The organism is Flexivirga caeni (genome assembly GCF_003724155.1).
Taxonomy (GTDB): Bacteria; Actinomycetota; Actinomycetes; order Actinomycetales; family Dermatophilaceae; genus Flexivirga; species Flexivirga caeni.
The window spans coordinates 16,907-33,631 of sequence record NZ_RJJQ01000012.1; the positions used below are offsets into that span (position 1 = coordinate 16,907).

Below are 16,725 nucleotides of genomic sequence, written 5' to 3' on the forward strand. Positions count from 1 at the left end.
GAGGGGCCGGCCGTTCGGTGCGCGCGCCGGCAACCTGCGCTGCGTGCTTCGGTGTCGCGGCGACGATCCGGGCGGACGCCGGTCGTCAGCGAGCTTGCGAGCGACGGCCGGTGGCCCGGCCGGTGAGGAGTGCGACCAAGGGATCAGCCGCCGAGCCTGATTGGCGGCTTCCTCGCGCTCCGCTGCGGCCGCCGGCTGCTCGTACCTCGCGACGCCGGCAACCTGCGCTGCGTGCTTCGTCAGCCGCCGAAACCTACGCGGCCGCGCTGCTCGCTGCCGATGTCGATGTAGCCCAGCGTGTTCGCCGGTATGACGACCGTGTGGCCGCGCTCGTCGGTCAGGGTCAGCGGCGTGCCCTTGTCCAGTGACGTCTCGACCAGCGAGCGCACCTCGTCCGGGCTCTGCTCCGACTCGAGAACGACTTCGCGCGCCACGTGCTGCACGCCGATGCGGATCTCCACTTTTCCGGGCTCCTTCGGGGTATGACGGTGTCGGTCTGCCGTCACTGTACGTCGGACTGTCCGGCTCGTCGCGAGCGGCTCGAGCGATGGCGGTGCGGGCGTGCGCAACCTTCGACGGTCGAGGTTTGCGTCCGGGAAACCGGGTGCGGGCGTGCGCAACCTTCGACGGTCGAGGGTTGGGGCGCGGTTCAGCCCTCGGGGTGCAGCGGGAACCCGGCGAGCCCACGCCATACCAGGGCGGAGACCAGGGCCTCGGCCTCCTTGCGCGGCACGGTGCGGGTCTGCGTCCAGGAGCGGGCGACCGTCTGCGACATACCGACGGTCGCGATGCCGAGCAGCATCGACTTCTCCGGGGGCAGGTCGGTGTCCTCCTGGATGACCTTGGCGACCGCGTCGGCGCATTCGGCGCTCATCTTCTCGACCCGGCGGGCGACTTCGGGCTCACCGAGCAGGTCCGACTCGAAGACCAGCCGGAATGCCGCGTCCTCTCGCTCGACGAACGAGAAGAAGGTCGCCACGGCGGCGGCCACGCGTTGCTGGTTGTCGGAGGTCGAGGCCATCGCGGCGCGGACGAGCTCTGGGAGTTCGGCAGTGTGCTGCTCGATCAGGGCCAGGTAGAGGTCCAGTTTGCCCGGAAAGTGCTGGTAGAGCACCGGTTTGCTGACGTGCGCGCGCTCGGCGATCTCGTCCATCGCCGCCGCGTGATAGCCGGATTCGGCGAAGACGGACTGGGCCGCTTCCAGTAGCTGGGCGCGGCGTGCCGATCTCGGCAACCGTCCTCCGCGGGTTCCCGCGTCCGCAACACTCACTCCCTGCATCCTTTCTCACCGGCGTCACCACGGTGGAGAGCCGTTCTGCATTCTATTTGCCCCGACTAGGCTCTGTCGGTGTGACGCACGGTTCTACGTTACGTGTCGGTACGCCGGACGGGGGCAGCCAGGCCCGGCGATACTCCCGCCATACCCTGCTCCCCGAGGTCGGATCTGCCGGGCAGCGCGCGCTCGCCGACGCCCGGGTGGTCGTGGTCGGCGCCGGAGGACTCGCCGCCGCGGTGCTGCCGTTGCTGGCCGGTGCAGGTGTCGGACTGCTCACCGTCGTGGACGACGACGTGGTCGAACTCAGCAACCTGCACCGTCAGGTGATTCACCGCACCGATGACATCGGGATTCCGAAGGTCGAGTCGGCCGTGCGATTCGTGCGCGACCTCAACCCGGAGATCGAGGTCTGCGGCATCCAGGAGCGGCTCGGCGTCGGGAACGCGCTGCCGATCTTCGCCGAGCACGACCTCGTCGTCGATGCCACCGACAACTTCGCGGCCCGCTATCTCGTCAATGACGCGTGCGTGCTGCTCGGGCTGCCGCTGGTGTGGTCATCGATCAGCCGGTTCGACGGACAGGTCACCGTCTGGGCGTATGGCGAATCCCCTTGCTACCGATGCATTTTCCCGTCCGCACCGCCGGCCGGTGCGGTGCCGTCCTGCGCGGAGGGCGGCGTCATCGGGCCGTTGCCCGGCGTGATGGGCGCGATCCAGGCGACGGAGGCGCTCAAGTTGCTGCTCGGCATCGGACAGCCGCTCGCCGGGCGCATCGTCGTGCATGACGCGCTCGCCGGCACCTGGTCGGAGATTCCGGTCACGCGCGATCCCGGGTGCGCGATCTGCGGGGACAACCCGACGATCACGACGTTGCGTGAGGAGGCGGCCATGGATCCCGCTGCGGACACCGATCCCGTGCCGCTCATCGCGGCGACCGAACTGGCCGGGCTGATCAGTGCGGGTGACGCTCCGCTGCTGGTCGATGTGCGTGGTCCTGAGGAGCGGGCGATCGTGGCGCTGCCTGGCGCCATACCGATCGAGCTTGCGCAGTTGCGCGACGGGAGCGGTTTCGATCGGCTGGCCGGGGTGGATGCGGGCACCGTCTTCTACTGCAAGGGCGGAGCGCGATCGGCCGAGGCCGTGCGGCTCGTCGAAGCCGCGACCGGGGTACGGGCCCGGTCGCTCGACGGGGGCGTGCTGGCATGGATCGACCAGGTTGACCCGTCGCTGCCGAGGTATTGAGGTGATCGTCCACGACTTGCCCGACCTCGCCGACGCGGTGCTCGAGGTCGTCGATCAGGTGCCGGAGGGCACGGTCGTCACGTATGGCGACATCGGCAAGGTCGTCGGAGCCGGTCCGCGGCAGGTCGGCGCGGTCCTGTCGCAGTATGGCGGGATGGTCACCTGGTGGCGGGTGTTGCGTGCCGATGGACGACCGCCGCAGGGCCATGAGGCCGAGGCGCTGCAGCACTACCGGTCGGAGGGCACGCCGTTGAAAGGCGTCTTCCTGGACCGTGTCGACCTGGCCCGGGCCCGCTTCGACCTCGGCGGGGTAGTGGTGCCCGGCCCGGGTTCGGAGGGTGCGCCGGGGCGTGCGTAACCGGCAACGGTCGCTGGTTCGGGACCCGGAAAACGGGGTGAGGCGGCGGAAGGTGTGCCGGATGGTCAGTTACTGGCGGGTATCTCGCCATACTCACCAGTAAGTGCCCACTCGATCGCGAAATTGTTCGGGTAGTCAGAACAGGGGCCGCGGGGTGGCTGACAGCGTCCCGAAAGCGCGACGGTCGCGAGAACGGGACAGCGCGAAGGGCACAGTCCCGACCGTATGTCGGTGGCGCGTGATGTGATGAACCCGTGCTGGAGTTGCGACGTGGGCCCGAGTTGTCGGTGCACGCGCCGGATCTCGACGAGGTCCAACAAGCCGTGCGCGGAGCCACGGACCGGGCCACCGTGGTGCTGGGCGCGCCAGGCACCGGCAAGACCACTCTCGCGGTCGAGTGCGTCGTCGCCGCGGTGGAGCGCGGGTTGCGCGCCGATGACTGCCTGCTGCTGGCGCCGACCCGGCTCGCCGCGGCCGAACTGCGCGACCGGGTCACCGCACGCCTGCGCGGCACCTCGACCCAGCCCCTCGCGCGCACCCATCAGGCGCTCGGCTTCGGGATTCTGCGGCAGGCCGCGGCCCTGGCCGGCGACCCCGCTCCGCGACTGCTCAGCGGACCGGAGCAGGACGTCGTGTTGCGCGAGTTGCTCGCCGGGCACGCGGCCGGCGACGGCATACCGCCACAGTGGCCCGAGTTTGTCCGAAACGCGTTGCCCACTAGGGGTTTTCGAGGCGAGCTGCGCGACCTGCTGATGCGCGCCGTCGAGTGGGGACTCACCGCCGAGGAGCTCGCCGGTCTCGGCCGCCGCCACGACCACCCCGAGTGGGTAGCTGCCGCTCAGGTGCTCGACGAATACGACCAGGTGACCGCGCTATCTCGTCCCGGCGCGTTCGATCCGGCCTGGATCCTGTCCGCCGCGGCCGACCTGCTCGACGCCGACCCGGACGCCCGCCGCCGGGTGCAGGACGACGTCCGGTTCGTCGTCGTCGACGACGCCCAGGAGCTCACCCGGGCTGCGGCCCGGTTGCTCCGGCTGGTGGTTGCGCCCGGCACCCGAGTGGTGCTGATCGGTGATCCGGATGCGGCCGTGCAGGGTTTCCGCGGGGCGGACCCGCTGATGTTCGGTGCGCTCGGCACCGCATTCGGAGCGACCGACCACCAGGTGCTGCCCGTCGGCTACCGCCAGCCCGCGGAGCTGCGGGCCGCGGCGATGCTGGTCAGCGAACGCATCGGCACCGTCGCGGGAGCTGAACACCGAGCAGTCGCAACGCGACCCGGCGGTCGTGTCGAGGTCGCGCTGCTGCGCGCCGCGCCTCAGGAAGCTGCACACATCGCGGCTCAGCTGCGCCGCGCCCACCTGCTCGACGGCGTGCCGTGGTCGCAGCAAGCGGTGATCGTCCGCGGGCAGGCCCGCGCCGGCAGCCTGCGCCGTGCGCTCGCGACGGCGGGCGTGCCGGTGAGTTCGCCTCCCACCGTCGTGCCGCTGCGTGACGAGCCGGCCGTGCGGCCCTTCCTCGCGTTGCTGGAGACCATCGGTGCCCTGCTGCACGACGCGGCGGAACCCATCACACCCGAGGGCGCTGCCGACGTGCTCACCTCCCCGCTCGGCGCTGCAGATGCGATCGGCTTGCGCCGGCTGCGCCGGGCGCTGCGCAGCGAGGAGCTGGGCGCGGGCGGCACGCGCTCCTCCGATGAGTTGCTGGCTGCCGCGGTGACCGGGTTGCCGTGGCTGGAGTTGCTCGGGCCGGTCGCGGCGCCGGCGCTGCGGGTCGCCCACGTGATACGGGCCGGGAAGGAGGCGGCCGTCGCGACCGGTGCCACCGCGGAGACCGTCCTGTGGGCGATGTGGGAGGCGAGCGGGCTCGCCGCCGAGTGGCAGGCGCAGGCGCTCGCCGGGGGACGCGACGGCACGCGTGCCGACCAGCGGCTCGACGCGATCGTCGCGCTCTTCTCCGACGCCGCGGCATACGTCGACCGGCTGCCGGGCGCCGCGCCGCTGGACTTCCTGGAGCACGTGCGTAGCCAGGACGTGCCGGGCGACCGGCTCGTCCCGGCCGCACCCGACGACGAGGCGGTCACGCTGCTGACCCCGCAGGCCGCGGCCGGCCGGCAGTGGCAGTTCGTGGTCGTCGCCGGGGTGCAGGAGGGCGTCTGGCCGGACCTGCGGCTGCGCGGCTCGCTGCTCGGCTCCGAACGCCTCGTCGACGTGCTCGCCGATCGTGGCGACTCGTGGCGCGCCGCCCAGACGGCGGTGCGGTATGACGAGACACGTCAGTTCCTCGTCGCGGTCACCCGGGCGAGCGCGCGGTTGCTGGTCACGGCGGTGCGCAGCGAGGACGAGCAGCCCTCGCCATACCTCGACCTGGTGGACCCGCTCGACCGGCCCGACAACCCTGACGCGCTGCGCGAATTCACCGAAGTCGCCAGGCCGACAACACTTTCCGCGGTCGTCGCCGAGCTTCGGCAGGAGCTCGCGGTCGGAGCGGGCGAGCAGCGCACCCGAGCCGCCGCACAACTCGCCCGGCTTGCCGCGGCCGGCGTGCGCGGAGCGGACCCCGCGCAATGGTGGGCACTGCGCGAACTCACCGACGACCGGCCGCTGCGGGCACCCGATCAGCGGGTGCAGGTGTCCCCGTCGCGGGTCGAGTCATTCGGTGAATGCGGGCTGCGCTGGCTGCTGACGTCGGCCGGCGGAGAAGGGCCGGACGTGGGAGCTGCAGCCCTCGGCACCCTGGTGCACGAGGTGGCGCAGGAGTTCGCCGACTCCGACCCGGAGGCGATGGCGGCCGCCCTCGACGAGCGCTGGGCACGGCTCGGGCTCGGCGACAGCTGGGTGTCCGAGCAGCAGCGCACGACCGCGCAGCAGATGCTGACCCGGCTGGTCGGCTACCTCGACGAGGCACGGGCACAGGGCTGGGCGCCGGTCGGTGTCGAGATCCCGTTCGACGTGCTGGTCGGGCGGGCGCACTTGACCGGGCGGGTCGACCGGCTGGAGCAGCGGGACGGGCGGTTGCGGGTGATCGACCTCAAGACCGGGTCGTCGAAGCCCACCGCCGCCGAACTCGAGACCAATCCGCAGCTCGGCGCCTACCAGGTCGCGATCGCCGAAGGCGGGTTCGAGCAGGGGACCACCTCCGGGGGCGCGGCGCTGGTGCAGGTCGGCAAGGCGGCCGGGAAGACCGCCGCGACCCAGGTGCAGGCGCCGTTGGAGGAGCAGACCGAGCCACGCTGGGCCTACCAATTGATCGAGGAAACGGCCGACGGCATGTCGGCCGCCACGTTCACCGCCCAGCTCAACAAGCGATGCCGCACCTGCGCCGTCCGTAAGAGCTGCCCGCTGCAGCCGGAAGGCGCCCGATCCTGATGTCTGCCGGAAACCGTTATGGCGCAGTCGATCTCGCGACCGCTCTCGGGCTGCCGCGGCCCACCGACGAGCAGATCGCGGTGACCGAGGCGTCTCCGGACGCGCCGCTGCTGGTGGTCGCCGGCGCCGGATCCGGCAAGACCGAGACGATGGCCGCCCGCGTCGTGTGGCTAGTTGCCAACGGGCACGTGCAACCCGACCAAGTGCTCGGCCTGACCTTCACCCGCAAGGCCGCGGGCCAGCTCGCGGAGCGCATCGGCCTGCGCCTGCGCCGGTTGCGGCGCGAAGGGCTGTGGCTGCCGACCGCCGAGGACGGCACCGAGGCGCTCGCCGAACTGCCCACCGTGCAGACCTACCACTCCTACGCGGGGCGGATCGTCGGCGAGCACGGGTTGCGCCTCGGCATCGAGCCGGAGTCCAGGCTGCTCTCCGAGGCCGCGGCCTGGCAGCTCGCCGCCGAGGCCGTCCTGTCGTATGACGGCCCGATGGACCTGGTCTCCTCGGCTGCGGCCAATGTGACGACTGCCGTCGTGGACCTCGCCGGCGAACTCGCCGAGCACCTGGTGAGCATCGCGGACCTGGAGCAATACCTCGATCAATTCCTCACGGACACAGCGCAATTGCCGCCGAAAGGGCCGACCAAGGTCACGGGCGGCGACATCAAGAAGGTCACCGAGTCGATTGCGGCGCGCCGGCAGATCGTGCCCATCGTGGAGCGTTACCTCCGGCTGAAGCGGCAGCGGTCCGCGCTCGACTTCGCCGACCAGATGGCGCTGGCCGCCCATCTGGCGCGCAGCTTCCCGGAGCTGAGTGTGCTGGAACGCGGACGTTTCCGGGCAGTGCTGCTCGATGAGTTCCAGGACACCAGCGAGGCGCAGATGGTGCTGCTGCGATCACTGCACGCCGGGGGAGACGAGGTGGCCGACGCGGTGCGGGTCACCGCCGTCGGCGACCCCAACCAGTCGATCTACGGCTGGCGGGGCGCCAGTGCGACGACGCTGGCGATGTTCCCCCGGCTCTTCGCCGACGCCTCAGGTCCCGCGAATGTCCTTCAGCTGTCGCGTAGCTGGCGCAACGACACACACATCCTGGGTGCGGCCAACCGTGTCTCCGGCCCGCTGCGAGCGGCCAGCACGGTGCCGGTAGAAACGCTGCAGCCGCGTCCCGGTGCGGGGGAGGGTGCAGTCATGGCGGCGCGGCTGGTCGACCAGGAGGCGGAGGCGGCATACCTCGCGGAGTGGATCGCGCAGCGGCACATTGCGCCGGACGGCGGCTGGACCGGGCGCACGGCGGCGGTCCTGTGCCGCAAACGCTCGCAGTTCGGCCCGGTCGTGGAGGCGCTGCAGGCGCGCAACCTGCCGGTCGAGGTGGTCGGTGTCGGCGGTCTGCTCACCACCCCTGAGGTCGCCGACATCGTGAGTTTGCTGTGGGCAGTGCAGGATCCGACGCGTGGTGACCAGCTGATGCGGTTGCTCACCGGGCCGTTGATGCGGCTGGGACCGGCCGATCTCGACGGGCTCGGCGAGTGGGCACGCGCTCTGGAGCGGCGCGACCGGCCGACGGCTCCGGCGGGCGCCGACATCGAAACCGAGACGCGCGACCGGGCCTCGATCATCGAGGCCGTCGACGAGCTGCCGGACGCCGACTGGCGCGGCCCGTCCGGACAGCGGATCAGTCAGCTCGCGCTGGAGCGACTTGCCGGGTTGGCCCGCGAGGTGCGCCGGCTCCGGGGTATGACGGGGCTGCCGCTCAGCGAGCTGGTCGTGGAGGCCGAGCGGGCGCTGGCGCTCGACATCGAAGTGCTCGCCCGGCCCGGCCAGACACCCGACACGGCGCGTGTCCACCTCGACGGATTCGCTGAGGTGGCAGCGGGTTTCGCGGCATCCTCGGACCGGCCGACGCTCGGCGGGTTCCTCGACTGGCTGGCCGCCGCGGAGCGGGAGGAGCGCGGGCTCGACCGGCCCTATCTCGAGGCGGAGCCTCGCGCCATACAGGTGCTGACGGTGCACGCGGCCAAGGGTCTGGAGTGGGACCTCGTCGCGGTGCCCGGTCTGATCGAGAGCACCTTCCCCGACCATTCCGGGCTGGTGACCTGGAGCGCGGACTACCACGGCTGGAAGATCAGCAAGGACGGCAAACCCGGTGACCCGTCCAGCTGGGCCGTGAATGCGGCCGAGTGGACGGGGGGCATCGACGGGCTGCCGTTCGACCTGCGCGGCGATGCCGCAGGGTTGCCGCAGTTGCGCTGGGCGGAAGCGGGGGACGCCGCCGAGTTGCGCGACGCCATCGCCGAATTCCGTGCCGTCGCAGGGCAACACGGACTCGACGAAGAGCGCCGGCTGGCCTACGTGGCGTTCACCAGAGCGCGATCGGAGCTGTTGCTGACGGCAAGCGTGTGGGCAACCGCAGCCACACCGCGGATCACGTCGCGCTACCTGACGGAACTGATCGACGCCGGGCTCGTCCAGCCTCAGGCGTGGGAGCCGCTGCCGGAGCCGGAGCCGGGCGACACCAAGGTGGCCGATCCACGGGACGATCGCGACGCCGCCGCCCTGTGGCCGACCGACCCATTGGCTGCGCGCCGCGCGGAGCTGGCCGACGGGGTGCGGCTGGTGGAGTCGGCGATGACCGGTGACAGCCAGGCGCTGCTGCCGCTGGAAGACCGCGAGCAGGAGATCGAACTCCTGCTGCGCGAACGCGATCGCGCACGCACTCGACGGCATGGTGCGGTGCTGTTGCCGCGCCACCTGTCGGCATCCGCGGTGGTGTCGCTGGCCGAGGATGCCACCGAGTTCACCCGCGAGTTGCGCCGGCCGATGCCGGCGCCACCCGCACGAGCGGCTAGGCGGGGCACGGCGTTCCACGCCTGGATCGAGCAGCACTACTCCCGGGCCGCGCTCGTCGACGTCTTCGAGTTGCCCGGATCGGCCGACGAGGACGCGAGCGATGTCGACCTGGAGGCGCTGAAGGAGCGCTTTCTCGACTCGGAGTGGGCGGCCCGCACCCCCGTCGAGATCGAGGTCTCCGTCGAGACGTGGATCGACGGAGTGGCGATCCGGGGCCGCATCGACGCGGTCTTCGCGCGCGACGCCGTGCCGTCCGGTCCGGCTGGGGGCAACGACGGGTTCGTGATCGTCGACTGGAAGACCGGCTCCCGCCCGTCCGGTGCGGCGATGCAGGCTCGAGTGCTGCAACTCGCGGCATACCGCCTCGCCTTTGCGCGCCTGCGCGGCATACCGACCGACCAGGTGGACGCGGCGTTCTACTACGCCGCGACCGGTGACACGGTCTGGCCGCGGCTGCCCGCCGACGACGCCATCGCGCACTTGCTGGGGTCCGTCCCGGGGTGATCGTCCTGCGGGACGGCCTCGCCCATTCCGGTCCGCGCCGACTCGTTGCGCAGTAGCCTCGGAAACGTGAGCTGGCTCACCGTAAGCCCCACCCGGGACGCAGGCCGCTCGAGGAGGCACCATGACCGAGACATCGGACACCACGACCCCGCGACGGCCTCGCCTGCACGGCAAGGTTGCGTTCGTGACAGGCGGAACTCGCGGCATCGGCGCCGCGATCAGCCGCAGTCTCGCCGAGCAAGGGGCGGCTGTCGCGGCGGGCTACAGCTCGAACGCCGCCAAGGCCAGCGAGTTCATCGCCGAGCTGGAACGTGACGGTTTCGAGGCGTCCGCCATACAGGGCAACGTGGGTGAGGTCGACGACTGCCGCTCGGCGATCCAGGAGGTCATCGAGCGGCACGGGCGGCTCGACATCCTGGTCAACAATGCCGGCATCACCATCGACAAGACGGTGCTGAAACTGACCGCGGAAGACTGGATGAAGGTCATCGCGGTCAACCTGAACGGTGCCTTCTTCATGGCTCAGGCGGCGTTGCCGCACATGATCGAGCGCGGGTCCGGCCGCATCATCAACATCTCGTCGGTCATCGGCGAGACCGGCAACATCGGCCAGGCCAACTACGCGGCGTCCAAGTCCGGCCTCTTCGGGCTCACCAAGACCCTCGCGCTGGAGGCGTGCTTCCAGCTCAAGCGGGCCGGCAAGCTGGACGAGGACTCGGTCGGCATCACCGTCAACACCGTCGCGCCCGGATTCATCGCGACCGAGATGCTGGAGCACATCCCGGAGAAGGTGCTCGACGGCATCAAGGCGAAGATCCCGGTCGCCCGGCTCGGGCGTCCGGACGAGATCGCGCGCGTTGTGCACTTCCTCGCGGCGGACCAGTCGTCATACATCACCGGTGCCGTGTGGGGTGTCAACGGCGGCATGGACATGTAGCGCGACACGCCGAGCGGGGTACAAACTCACCGAGCGGGGTAGAACGCGGTCCGGAAATCCGGTCGGTAAGTACCCCGGTCGATGCGGAAGTACCCCGGTCGGTGCAGGGGACGCTACTTCTCGTCATCCGGCTCGCCCTCGTCGATCGGGTATGCCGAGGGCTCCTGGTCGTCGGGCGGCTCCTCGTCCGCGGCCCTGTCTTCGGGCGACCCGGTGTCCGCGGCGCTGTCCTCGGGCGTCGTACCCTCCGGGCGCCGGGCGACCGGGATCTCCACCGTCTCGTCGTCGGAGCCGGCGTCCTCGAACTCCACCACCTCGATGTCGTCCGGATCGACCTCGGGCGCGGGCTCGGCGGGTTCGACCTCCGGCATCCGCCTTCGCCCGGGCGCCGGCGGCAGCAACGACTCGTCGTCCTGCACGTGCTCCTCCAGCCGGCGCAGCGCCGCAGCCCGGCGGCGCACCAGCTCGTCATCCCCACTGCTGACGGCGTCCATCAGCGCGTTGACACGCTGCAACTCGGCGGCCAGCCGCACGCGGCGCTCAAGGTGCGGGTCGATGGTGTCGTGCCGCGCTCCGGCATACGCCTCCAGCACGGTGTCGAAAGCATCCGGCTCCGCGAGCACCGACAGCACCGCGAAGTCGGTTGCCGGATCGGACACCGCGGCCTGCTCCCAGCCGGTGATCGCGGACACCTCGTTGCCGTCGACGAGCACGTGCGACCCCTCCAGCGGGCCGTGCACCGTGCAGGTGGCGAACTTCCACAACGCGACCTCCTCCAGCGCGCGTTCCCACCGGGACAGCAGCCCGGGCGGGACGTGTCCGGTGGCGGCGGCGCGGTCGAGGGTCGCCAGGCGGCGGGCGCGATAGGCGTCCGCGTCGTATGCCGGCAGCCCCGCCTCCTCGACCGCGCGCGGATCGACGTCGTGCACCGCGGCCAGGGCGCGGCCGATGCTGCGGGCGATCACCGACCCGGGTTGCAGCTCTCGCCATACCAGGGAGGCGCCGGGCAGCCGCGGCTGGACGGCGACCACGGTGCCGTCGTCGGTGGTCGCGATGCCTTCGATCCGCGGCACTGAGAACGGCACTCGCTTGGTCAGCAGGCGCAACAAGCCGTCGGACTGCTCCATCTGGGCGCCCGCCGCCGTGCTCAGCCCGGCCCGCACCACCCACTGCGTGCCGTCGGAGGTGGTGACGTAGGCGATCTGGAAGCGATCGTCGCCCGCCGACGAGGTGCCTTGCACGCTGGTCGGGTCGAAATGCGGGACGGCGGCGGTCGCGAGAGCGGCGAGGGCGAGCGGACTGCGGAGCACGGCCCCACGGTATGCCGAACGGACGGCATAACCTGGATGGCGTGCCCGCAGCCTCGCAAACTCGTTTCGATCTCGTCCTGGACAGCCGCACCCTCGACCGGCACGCGTTACGCCGCCGCGACCCCGAGCTGATCGCGTCGCTCCTCGCGCAACCCGCGACCGCCGTGCTCGATGTGTATGGCGACCGCCTCCCCAACACCGGCAACCGGCTGCACTACCGCGCGCCGCAGGCGACCGACCGCGACGAACTGGTGGTGTATGTCGGGGAGGTCGCCGGGCGCGAAGTGCTCGCCGTGCTGCGGGACCGCGACGACGAGGTGCCGGCGGACGGGCTGCGCTTTCTCGGAATGCGCCTGCACCCGGACGACGTGCCGATCGCGGTGACGGCCACCGGGATCGGCCGGTGGCACGCCGTCACCGGGTTCTGCTCCAAGTGCGGGGCACCGACCCGTGTCACCGAGGCCGGCTGGGTCCGGCACTGCGACGCCTGCGGTCGCGACCACTTCCCGCGCACCGATCCGGCGGTCATCATGTCGGTCACCGACGCCGACGACCGGCTGCTGCTCGGCCGGGGCCGCAACTTCGCCGGCAACGGGATGTCGGTGCTGGCTGGTTTCGTTGAGCCCGGTGAGTCGCTGGAGACCGCCGTCGCCCGCGAGGTCATGGAGGAGGTAGGGGTGTCCGTCACCGACGTGCGATTCCTCGGCGATCAGCCGTGGCCGTTCCCGGCATCGCTGATGGTCGGTTTCACCTGCCGCGCGACGACCACTGGGCTCACCCTCGACCCCGAGGAGATCGCCGCGGCCCGCTGGTTCACCCGTCCGGAGCTGGCTGCCGCGGTCGCATCCGGCGACGTGCACCTGTCGCCGCGCCTGTCGATCGCGCGGCACCTCATCGAGCACTGGTATGGCGCGCCGATCGCGCAACCCGACGAAAACGCGATGCTGCGGCAGTCACAATGACGGCAGCCATGGAGGAGCCGTCGCCGGCCGACACCGTGCTCACCGGCCTCGACCCGGAGCAACGGCAGGTGGCGAGCAACCCGCTCGGCCCGATGTGCGTGCTCGCCGGCGCGGGCACCGGCAAGACCCGCGCCATCACCCACCGCATCGCCTATGGCGTGCTCTCGGGGGCCTACCGCCCCGACCGGGTGCTCGCGGTGACCTTCACCGCACGCGCCGCAGGCGAGATGCGCACCCGGCTGCGCGGTCTCGGGCTGCCGACCGTCCAGGCGCGCACCTTCCACGCAGCGGCTTTGCGGCAGTTGCAATATTTCTGGCCGCAGGCGATCGGGGGACCGATCCCGCAGTTGCTGAAGCAGAAGGCTCCGGTGGTCGCCGAGGCCGGGGCGAGACTGCGGCTGGAGCTGGACCGGGTGGTGATCCGCGATCTGGCCGCCGAGATCGAGTGGGCTAAGGTGTCGATGCTGACGCCCGACACCTACCGTGCGCGGGCGGCGAAGGCCGGGCGCTCGCCGGCCGACCTCGACCTGACCGCGATGGCGCGCCTCTGGGAGACCTACGAGGAGGTCAAGACCGTCCGCGGGGTGATCGACTTCGAGGACGTGCTGCTGCTGATGTCCGGCATCCTCGCCGAGCGCGACGACATCGCGGCCACGGTGCGTGGCCAATACCGGCACTTCGTCGTCGACGAATACCAGGACGTCAATGCCGCACAGCAGGCCCTGCTCGACCTCTGGGTCGGGGACCGCCCCGATCTGTGTGTGGTGGGCGACCCGGCGCAGACCATCTACTCGTTCACCGGCGCGACACCACAGCATCTGCTCGACTTCGCGCGCCGCCGCCCGGGCACGAGCACCGTGCGGCTGGTACGCAACTACCGCTCGACGCCGCAGGTCGTGGCGCTGGCCAACCTGGTGCTGCAGTCCGGCACCCGGCGGGCCGAGTCGGTGCAGTTGCAGGCCCAACGTGAGGGCGGCCCGATGCCTCGGCTGAGCCAGTTCAGTGACGACGAGGCCGAGGCGTCATACGTTGCCGCGGAAGTGAAAACGCTGCTGTCCCAAGGTGTTCCGGCCAGCGAGATCGCCGTCCTCTACCGCGTCAACGCCCAGAGTGAGGCGATCGAGCAGGCGCTGTCGGCAGCCGGCATCCCTTATCTGGTGCGTGGCGGCGAACGTTTCTTCCAGCGCCCCGAGGTGCGTCAGGCGCTGGTGCTGTTGCGCGGCGGAGTGCGTGGCGACGACGGTAGCGAGCCGCTCGGCAAGCTCGTGCGCGACATCGTCACCGCCGCCGGCTGGTCGCCGCAGCGACCGTCGGGCGGCTCGGTGCTGGAGCGCTGGCAGTCGCTCAACGCGCTGGCCGAGCTGGCCGACGACCTCGGCGGGGCCGACGAGCACTTCCGGTTGCGCGAACTGGTCGCCGAGCTCGATCGGCGCGCCACGGAGCAGCACGCCCCCACCGTTGACGGCGTCACGCTCGCCTCACTGCACGCCGCCAAGGGCCTCGAGTGGGACGCCGTCTTCCTCATCGGCTGTTCGGACGGACTGCTGCCGATCTCGCTCGCCGAGGGCCCGGCCGCGATCGAGGAGGAGCGCCGGCTGCTGTATGTCGGATTGACCCGTGCTCGCAAGCACCTGCTGCTCAGCTGGGCGGCAGCGCGCAACCCGGGCGGCCGCGCGAGTCGCCGGCCGTCCCGTTTCCTCGACGCCGCGGCGTCATTGCTCGGTCCGAGCGCGCGCAGCGCGCCGCGCGCGACCGCTGGTCCGGTCAAGAAGGCCGCCAAGCCGAGGGTCTGCCGCACGTGTGGCGCCACGCTTGGATCCGCGGCGGAGCGCAAGATCGGCCGGTGTGCGGACTGCCCGTCGACCTACGACGAGGCGCAGTTCGAAGCGCTGCGGGCCTGGCGGCTGCACGTCGCTTCGCTGAGCAAGGTGCCCGCGTTCGTCGTCTTCACCGATGCGACGCTGATCGCGATTGCCGAGCAGCGGCCCACAGATCTGGCCGGCCTGGCACAGGTCTCGGGTGTCGGCAAGCACAAGCGCGACACCTACGGCGACGCGGTGCTGTCGGTGCTCGGCGGGGCCGATCCCGAAGTCGCCGCAGAGGAATGCGTCGCGGCACAACAGGCCGGTGCATGATCTCTCAAGCCAAGAGTGCGTTGAAACATGTTGTCGCACAACGTGTTCGAAAATTCCGCCAGTCCGGTGAAGATTTCTCGTTAATTCAGTTGCTCGCGTGTGCGGGCGCGTCGTAGCCTGTTGGCTGTTCAGCTCGCGCGTCCAGGCGACGTGGCGAGGTCCGGGAAAGCGAGAGGAGGGGTTCGACGTGGAAAACATCACCATCATGCTGCCGTGCGATGAGCGCACCGCCATGACGTCTGCCCTTCCGCTGATGACGAGTGTCCAGCTCGCTACGTCCCGCGGTCGGATCCAGGGGATCAGTGCGCCCGCCGCCGGCAGTGTCATCGGAATGGCCGTGCGCCAGCGCGCCGTCGACGGCATCTCGGTCGCCGATCTCGGTGCCAAGCGCGGCGTCCCGACCTACCACAACTCCAACTTTGCCGGCGGTGTCCGGTGTTCCCTCTTCGCAAGGCCCCCCGTCTGAACAGACGACAAGGTCCTCATCGAAGGCCGCGGAACCCGACACCAGGGTCCGCGGCCTTTTTGTATGTCGCGGGTCGACCACTACCAGGAAGAGCTCCATGCCCGAGCAGATGACCACCGAACGACCGGTCCGCGCCAACCAGGCACAGGCCGAGCTGAACGGGCCCCGCACCAGGGGTCCTCGCGACAAGGAGGTGCCACCGATGACGTTGACCGACCTGATGGACGCAACCGAGCTGGCCGTCGAATGCGGCGAGCAGTTGCCCTGTCATCAGAACGACCCCGAACTCTGGTTCGCCGAGCGGCCGGAGGACGTCGAGTTCGCCAAGGCACTGTGCACCAGCTGCCCGCTGCGCGAGGCCTGCCTCGCCGGGGCGATCGACCGCTCCGAGCCCTGGGGCGTCTGGGGTGGCGAGCTGTTCGCACAGGGCGTCGTCATACCTCGCAAGCGTCCGCGTGGCCGGCCGCGCAAGCAGACCGTGGCCGCGTGATCACCGTGCGCACCCGTTCCGACACCGGTATGCCGCACGACCGGTGTGTCCCTTCCGGACACCACTGGTCGTGCCGGAATGCCCATCCCGAAAGAGCTTTCACCATGTTCCAGCTGTTGCGGGTCGAACCGACCCGACCTCGTCCGCCCACGGGGCCACCGGCGACCAGGCGAAGTACGCACCTGACCCGCGTGCTTCCCCCGCCGACCACACCCCGTCGATGAACGCCCATATGTCGCCCTCAGCAGGCGACCCGATCGCAAAGCCGGCCGCGGCTCACCGCGGCCGGCTTTGCTGTTTTGTTGGCTTCGGCTCCTCGCACGCCGGCCGGGGTCGTCGCTCGCAGGCTCGCTGCCGCCCCCACCCGTCGTGGTCGTCGCCTCGCGCTCCCTTTTGCTTCGGCTCCTTGCACGCCGGCCGGGGTCGCGGGGTTCCATCGCCTGAGACAAATCACCGGCATTGGGTGTTCGTGCTGAAATGCGCCCTGCGAGGGACGATGATTTTCGCAGTCCTGCGCGGCCGAAGCCCGGTGTCGCTCTGGCATCCGTCCCCTGCGCCGTGCGGACAGGACAGCTGACCTTCACTCATCGAAGAGGTGCTCTGATTAGTGGTCACACAACCCTCGGGACGATCATTGAGCGGCTCGGGCTGACGTTGCTTACGGTACGGGCCGGGTCACTGGATCGCGCTCGACCCGTGGAGTCCACCGTGTTGTACGACGCTGCTGACCCGCCACCCGTCCCGGCGGGAGCCGTCGTGCTCGCTGTAGGGGTGAGCGGGGATGACGACGTCGCGCAGTTGGTTCGTCAGGTGGAGGCGAGCGAGGCTTCCGCTC

General features: G+C 70.7%; 12 protein-coding genes. 9 read left to right on the plus strand and 3 right to left on the minus strand.

Annotated features, from left to right (window positions below):
- Positions 1-239: 239 nt before the first annotated feature.
- Together EFY87_RS12255 and EFY87_RS12260 are read right to left on the minus strand one after the other, a co-directional pair.
- Positions 240-461 carry a DUF3107 domain-containing protein gene (locus EFY87_RS12255; RefSeq protein WP_123271775.1) on the minus strand — a complete coding sequence of 74 codons (222 nt, stop codon included), beginning with the start codon at positions 459-461 and terminating at the stop codon, positions 240-242.
- Between the two features lie 188 nt (positions 462-649).
- Complete coding sequence (locus EFY87_RS12260) at positions 650-1,270, minus strand: TetR/AcrR family transcriptional regulator (protein WP_245988613.1); 621 nt, start codon at positions 1,268-1,270, stop codon at positions 650-652.
- Positions 1,271-1,350: 80 nt separating this feature from the next.
- On the opposite strand from EFY87_RS12260, the gene moeB reads away from it, so the two are divergent.
- The 5 genes from moeB (at position 1,351) to EFY87_RS12285 (ending at position 10,527) form a co-directional block, all read left to right on the plus strand.
- Positions 1,351-2,517, plus strand: coding sequence for a molybdopterin-synthase adenylyltransferase MoeB (gene moeB, locus EFY87_RS12265; protein ID WP_123271777.1), 1,167 nt, complete (start codon positions 1,351-1,353; stop codon positions 2,515-2,517).
- A gap of 1 nt (position 2,518) precedes the next feature.
- Positions 2,519-2,875: an MGMT family protein gene (locus EFY87_RS12270; RefSeq protein WP_245988614.1), complete on the plus strand. Its 357-nt coding sequence runs from the start codon at positions 2,519-2,521 to the stop codon at positions 2,873-2,875.
- A 254-nt stretch (positions 2,876-3,129) separates the two neighbouring features.
- Positions 3,130-6,240: an ATP-dependent helicase gene (locus EFY87_RS12275; protein WP_123271778.1), complete on the plus strand. Its 3,111-nt coding sequence runs from the start codon at positions 3,130-3,132 to the stop codon at positions 6,238-6,240.
- The gene (locus EFY87_RS12280; protein ID WP_123271779.1) at positions 6,240-9,590 is read left to right on the plus strand and encodes an ATP-dependent helicase; all 3,351 of its coding nucleotides are present in this window, start codon (positions 6,240-6,242) and stop codon (positions 9,588-9,590) included. Before EFY87_RS12275 ends, EFY87_RS12280 begins: the two co-directional genes overlap by 1 nt.
- A gap of 121 nt (positions 9,591-9,711) precedes the next feature.
- Complete coding sequence (locus EFY87_RS12285; RefSeq protein WP_123271780.1) at positions 9,712-10,527, plus strand: 3-oxoacyl-ACP reductase family protein; 816 nt, start codon at positions 9,712-9,714, stop codon at positions 10,525-10,527.
- Between the two features lie 113 nt (positions 10,528-10,640).
- Here EFY87_RS12285 and EFY87_RS12290 read toward each other — a convergent pair whose 3' ends face one another.
- A complete protein-coding gene (locus EFY87_RS12290; RefSeq protein ID WP_123271781.1) occupies positions 10,641-11,837 on the minus strand; it encodes a phosphotransferase in 1,197 nt (398 codons plus the stop codon).
- Positions 11,838-11,878: 41 nt separating this feature from the next.
- Between EFY87_RS12290 and nudC the strand changes: the two genes are divergently transcribed.
- The 4 genes from nudC (at position 11,879) to EFY87_RS12310 (ending at position 15,890) form a co-directional block, all read left to right on the plus strand.
- Positions 11,879-12,799, plus strand: coding sequence for an NAD(+) diphosphatase (nudC, locus tag EFY87_RS12295; RefSeq protein WP_245988615.1), 921 nt, complete (start codon positions 11,879-11,881; stop codon positions 12,797-12,799).
- 8 nt (positions 12,800-12,807) lie between these two features.
- Positions 12,808-14,934 (plus strand): ATP-dependent DNA helicase UvrD2, encoded by a 2,127-nt coding sequence (locus EFY87_RS12300; protein ID WP_245988616.1) that lies wholly within the window; start codon positions 12,808-12,810, stop codon positions 14,932-14,934.
- A 187-nt stretch (positions 14,935-15,121) separates the two neighbouring features.
- Positions 15,122-15,400 (plus strand): hypothetical protein, encoded by a 279-nt coding sequence (locus EFY87_RS12305; protein WP_123271784.1) that lies wholly within the window; start codon positions 15,122-15,124, stop codon positions 15,398-15,400.
- A gap of 202 nt (positions 15,401-15,602) precedes the next feature.
- Entirely contained in the window at positions 15,603-15,890 is a 288-nt protein-coding gene (locus tag EFY87_RS12310) for a WhiB family transcriptional regulator (RefSeq protein ID WP_123271912.1), read from the plus strand.
- Positions 15,891-16,725: the final 835 nt, after the last annotated feature.

Coding starts and splice junctions, on each gene's coding strand:
- EFY87_RS12310 (WP_123271912.1), top strand. CDS start 15,603: ATGACGTTGACCGACCTGATGGACGCAACCGAGCTGGCCGTCGAATGC.
- EFY87_RS12285 (WP_123271780.1), top strand. CDS start 9,712: ATGACCGAGACATCGGACACCACGACCCCGCGACGGCCTCGCCTGCAC.
- EFY87_RS12280 (WP_123271779.1), top strand. CDS start 6,240: ATGTCTGCCGGAAACCGTTATGGCGCAGTCGATCTCGCGACCGCTCTC.
- EFY87_RS12300 (WP_245988616.1), top strand. CDS start 12,808: ATGGAGGAGCCGTCGCCGGCCGACACCGTGCTCACCGGCCTCGACCCG.